Genomic DNA, 4,420 nt, shown 5'->3' with positions numbered 1-4,420 from the left:
CGTCGTGGACCTTCCCGCCGGCATCCTCGCAGGCGCGGCAGTTGGTGCTCCGGTGATCGAGACCAACAACTACTATCCGCAGCAGCGAGACGGATTGATCGCCGCCATCGAAGACGGTCAGGTGGAAAGTGAATGGGTGCAAGACCACCTCGGGGTGCCGGTGTTCAAGGCATTCAATGGAGTCTGGTGGAAGCACCTTCTCGAGAAGGGCCTACCGGAAGGGTCGAGCGGCCGGATCGCGATCCCAATCGCCGGCGACGACGCACTGCAGAAGCAGGTGGTATTCGATCTGATCAATCAGCTCGGCTTTGACCCTGTCGACGCCGGCACAGTCGAAGATTCCTGGCGCCAGCAGCCGGGAACCCCGTTCTACGGCAAGGAGTTTGATCGGGAAGCTACGTTGAAGGCACTGGCGCAGGCAACGCGTGAGCGCACAGATGAGTGGCGTGCTGCGGCGCAGTGAGCGATCCGTGTCGAGCGGCGGTTGCCGAATAGGACATGCCGCGGGGCCGGTGGGTTAGTCCTGGTCCGACGAGACGGCATCGCTATCGAGACGGCAGGTGCGCGGGCGCCCGATCCGGTGCACGGCCATCCGTTGGGCAGCGTGCGGGCGTACTCAATTCGGTGGCGGTGTTGCGGGCGGTGGACCCGGATCGAGACCTGGTCGACGAGCTCCGGGGTGGCCTGCCTGCACAACACCACATCGCGACCAGAGCTGACTTCATCAATCACATGCCATGGGCACTAACGTTGCGCCGCGTCGGTCAACAATTCGGCGACAAGGTCGAGGTCGTCGGTGGTGATGTCGCGGCCGCCCACTGCGCGGATCGGCTGAAGCGACTGCGGGCGTTTGCGGGTGAACCACAGATCGACATGGATAGCGATGTCCTGCACGGTGGCGGCTTCGACGGAGCGAATCTGGGCCAGCGCCGCCGTCCGGGTGCTGTCGTCGAGCACGAGGTGCACGATGTCGAGCAGGTCGGTGCCCTGCTTGTCCGAAGAGCGATTCATCACCGCTTGGAGTTTCATCGCGATCAGCGGCCCGGGCTCGGCAACCGGCGTGGTGACCGCGGCGCGCTCACCGCTGGCGCGGATCACCTCGATGGTCATGTCGGTTGCGGTGTCGTTGGCCCAGGCGTGCGCCGAGGCATGAAGGCGGTCCCCGGGATCGTCGCTGGGTTGGTCGAGTTCGACCTGCCGGACTTCGAGCACGTCGACCTTGACTGATCCGTACCGGGTGGGCAGCAGGACGGCCGCCGGCTCGACCGGCTCCGCGCCGTCGGCGGCGCGAAGGACCTCGAGTTGGGGGAGGCGGCCGAGAAGTCGGTCGACGAGGTCGAGATCTACGGTGGCGCGGTAGGGGTTCGACAGCCGTGACAGCACCGCGAGGCCACCGACGATGACGGGCGCCTGGCCGATGAGTGCCCGAACCTCGACGACACCTTGGACGACGGCGGCCATCGCATCGCCGACAAACATGACATGGTGGCTACCAGACACGGGTCCACCGATCACCGGGTGTCCAGGCATCGAGGATTTCCCGGCCTCGCCCGAGGTCTTGAGCGAGATCGAGCGCGACGAACACCGGATGCGTGAGCGGCCATTCGGGCAGGTTGGTGTCCAGGGTGATCCGGGGCTGGACGACCGCGGGAACCGGGGCGACCCGCACGGTGGCGTGCGCCTGCCGGGCGGACTGCGCGGTGCCGAGCAGAGTGCTCGCGCGCCGGAGGATCGATGGGTCGGGAACGAAGAAGTCGACGATTTGACCTGCGCGGAAGGCGAGGGGTGCGCCGTACGCGGCGGCGGCAGCGGAGTCGGTCAGTGCCCACCCGGGCCCGTCGAGCGCGTCGAGACCGAGCCGGAGCGTTCGATGCAGGCTGGCATCGCCCGGTGTCGGGGGCTGCGCCAGATGAACACGCGGGCTCGTCCACCGGTCCGCGACCTGCCAGAACAAGTCGGTGCCGATCAGGGCATTGCTCTCGTCGAGGAGGCCGTCTCGTCGCAGGGCGGCGAGAATCTCCGAGACCGTGCTGGGGGAGCGACCGAGTTCGCGCGCCAACCCGCGCACCGTGCCGGCTCGTTCGGGATGCAGCAGCATGGCGGTGGCGACCTCGAGGCCGACCTTGCCGGCGAGCGCCTCGGACCGTGCGGTGCGTTCCTTGACCGGCTGCACGTCGGCGTCGATCACCAGGCGATCGGTGCGCAAAGCGAGTCGGCCACGCAGGTCGAGGTAACCGCCGTGGTGGCGGATGAGCACAGTGCGCGCATCCTCGGTCACCCGGTCGGCCACGACGAGCAACGGTGTCGACGCGCCCGAGGTAGTCGAGGGCGCAATGTCGGTGAGCAGCCGCTCGGCAACGTCGACGGTGACCAACGTGCGGAACTCCAGGTGAATCGGCACCGCTACGCCGTCCGGGTCCACGACAAGGTCGGCGTAGCTCCCGGATGCGGTCACGGGCAGGCGGGCCTCAATGTCCAACTGCGCGAAGGCATCGACCACGAAGGCCTCGATGCCCGCACCCGCGCGCCTCTGTGGGATCCGCCGTCCGTTCACCGTTCCGATCCTTGCAGGTGTTCGGCGTTCGGTCAATACCGAACACCGAACGCTGAAGCCCACGGAATTGGTATCGGGCGTGCAGGGGGCGGCCACGCCTGGTGCCCCGGCCCCGGCCCCGGCCGCGGTGTCGGTGGCAGGCGGTGCGGAGTTGTGTGCGCAGCGCCTGGGAATCCGCAAGAGGTTGTCAGCGTAGAGGAAATCGATGAAACCGAGCTCGTAGAGCCGCGAGTGACGAGAGTCCAGTAAGGAGAGAGCCGTTCACGACAATGGCGAGCGGAGGGAGTGGGGGACGAGGTTGCACTGCTTCTGTCGCGCCACTGAGTGTGGGTTGCTGTACCCGGGTGGCCGCCGGCGGCCCCATGACAGTCAACTGCTTCGGCGGCGTTCCGATTACGGAGGTGTTGGTGCAGGTCGGGTCGCGTACCGGACCTGTCGGTGCTTATGCTCGATCCCGGCAGCTCGCGAAATGGGGAGGTGGGGCAACATGGTCCGAAACAGCGGCAATCGGCCGGTCGATGGCCCGGAGTTTACGGTCGGTGTCCGGGTGCTGGTCCGCAGGAGCGCCGGGGCCGATCTCACCGGTGAGGTGGTCGAGGATTATGCGGCGGTGACCGACGCGGGCGGTGGTGGGCACGAGTGGGCGCCGGTGCATCGGTGGGCGGTCGCGCTCGACGACGGTCAGCTGATCTTTGCAGACACCGAAGACCTGACCATCGATCCGGGCTTCCACCGCTCCGCCCCGAACCCGAACCCGGACCCGGATTCGGCTGTGCGGACACCCGGCAGACACCGGGGAGAATGATCGACGGCAGCCGCTCCGTGGCCGGTTCTGGGGCGGCGTCGAACATCGTGCACACGAATTGTGCTACCAGTGAGTCGATTACATGAATTGCGTGGATGGGGTCCTGAAGGGAGTACGTCGATCTCACCGCACGATCTGTCGGGTATGCCTGAGCCGCGCCTGACGGCTCTTGCACTATGGGTGTTGTTCGGAACTGACAATTCAGGCTTACCGTGTCCGGTATGAGAGGTGATGAGGCTCGCGTGGCCCGGGACTTCGCGGGGTGGTTGTCGTCTCAGGGATGGATGGTCCGCACCGATACGGAGTTCGTCGACATCGTTGGCGAGAAGGACGGCCACCTACTCTACGCCGAGGTCAAGGGCGCGACCGCCGCGCCGGATTTGGATGTCGATACCGCCATCGGGCAGCTCGTGCGGCGGATGCCGAGCGAACCGGATCAGTCGGTGGCGTTCGCCCTGGTCGTGCGTGACGAGCCGCGATCGGTGGAAGCGGCGGTGCGGGCACCGCAACGGATTCTCGACCTGTTGGGAATGGCGTTGTATGCCGTCGATGAGGACGGTGGCGTGCGGCAGCTCTTCGGCCGCGCATGAGCACTGCCCCGCCGCGAGCGGGACGGGGCAGCAGTGTGGAGATACCATCGCTACGCCCGCAGAGCGGGGGCGTGCGGTGATGGGGCGGTAGCCGCCCGCCCCACCGCGTGTCGCCTCCGGGCCGCAGGGAGGTCCGTGGAAGGGGCGAATCAGACCGTGGCCTCGGCGATCGAGGGTGTGCGATGCGGACCAATCTCAGGGCGGCCGAGCTTCTCGGGGTCCGGCGTGTTCAGGCGCAGTCGCGGCAGAGTTGTTGCGCCGTGTCGGCGAGGCGGCTGCGGTGGTGGACCAGGAAGCAACTGGTGCAGGTGAATTCGTCCGACTGCTTGGGGATGACGCGGACGGTACGCGGACGGTGAGTTCTTCACCGGACAGGTCGGCGCCGGGCAGTTCGAAGGATTCGGCGGTGTCGGTGTCTTCGACGTCGACGACGGGGGACTGGGTGTCTTTCCGGCTGGCGGTCAGCTGTTC

At 67.0% G+C, this 4,420-nt stretch carries 5 protein-coding genes and 1 pseudogene; 3 read left to right on the top strand and 3 right to left on the bottom strand.

Annotation, left to right across the window (positions count from 1 at the left end; all coding sequences use genetic code 11):
- Window positions 1–463: NADPH-dependent F420 reductase (locus AZG88_RS24875; RefSeq protein ID WP_231914178.1), on the top strand; the 463-nt coding region annotated here is incomplete at its 5' end.
- Between the two features lie 281 nt (window positions 464–744).
- Here AZG88_RS24875 and AZG88_RS24870 read toward each other — a convergent pair.
- The gene (locus tag AZG88_RS24870; RefSeq protein ID WP_061699499.1) at window positions 745–1,479 is read right to left on the bottom strand and encodes a nucleotidyl transferase AbiEii/AbiGii toxin family protein; all 735 of its coding nucleotides are present in this window, start codon (window positions 1,477–1,479) and stop codon (window positions 745–747) included.
- Between the two features lie 10 nt (window positions 1,480–1,489).
- Window positions 1,490–2,554 (bottom strand): helix-turn-helix domain-containing protein, encoded by a 1,065-nt coding sequence (locus AZG88_RS24865; protein WP_061699498.1) that lies wholly within the window; start codon window positions 2,552–2,554, stop codon window positions 1,490–1,492.
- Between the two features lie 487 nt (window positions 2,555–3,041).
- Here AZG88_RS24865 and AZG88_RS24860 point away from each other — a divergent pair, with 487 nt between their 5' ends.
- On the top strand, window positions 3,042–3,359 hold the full coding sequence (locus tag AZG88_RS24860; protein ID WP_061699497.1) for a hypothetical protein: 318 nt from the start codon (window positions 3,042–3,044) through the stop codon (window positions 3,357–3,359).
- A 242-nt stretch (window positions 3,360–3,601) separates the two neighbouring features.
- Window positions 3,602–3,949, top strand: a complete 348-nt coding sequence (locus AZG88_RS24855) for a hypothetical protein (protein ID WP_061699496.1) — start codon at window positions 3,602–3,604, stop codon at window positions 3,947–3,949.
- A gap of 229 nt (window positions 3,950–4,178) precedes the next feature.
- On the opposite strand, the pseudogene AZG88_RS24850 reads toward AZG88_RS24855, so the two are convergent.
- Window positions 4,179–4,420 (bottom strand): annotated as a pseudogene (locus AZG88_RS24850) (DUF4193 domain-containing protein); the annotation flags it as partial.

The sequence above is a fragment of the Rhodococcus sp. LB1 genome, from assembly GCF_001583455.1.
In the GTDB taxonomy this organism is placed as follows: Bacteria; Actinomycetota; Actinomycetes; order Mycobacteriales; family Mycobacteriaceae; genus Rhodococcus_F; species Rhodococcus_F opacus.
Note: the sequence above shows the minus strand (reverse complement) of the source record. Positions and strands in the feature narration are given on the sequence as shown.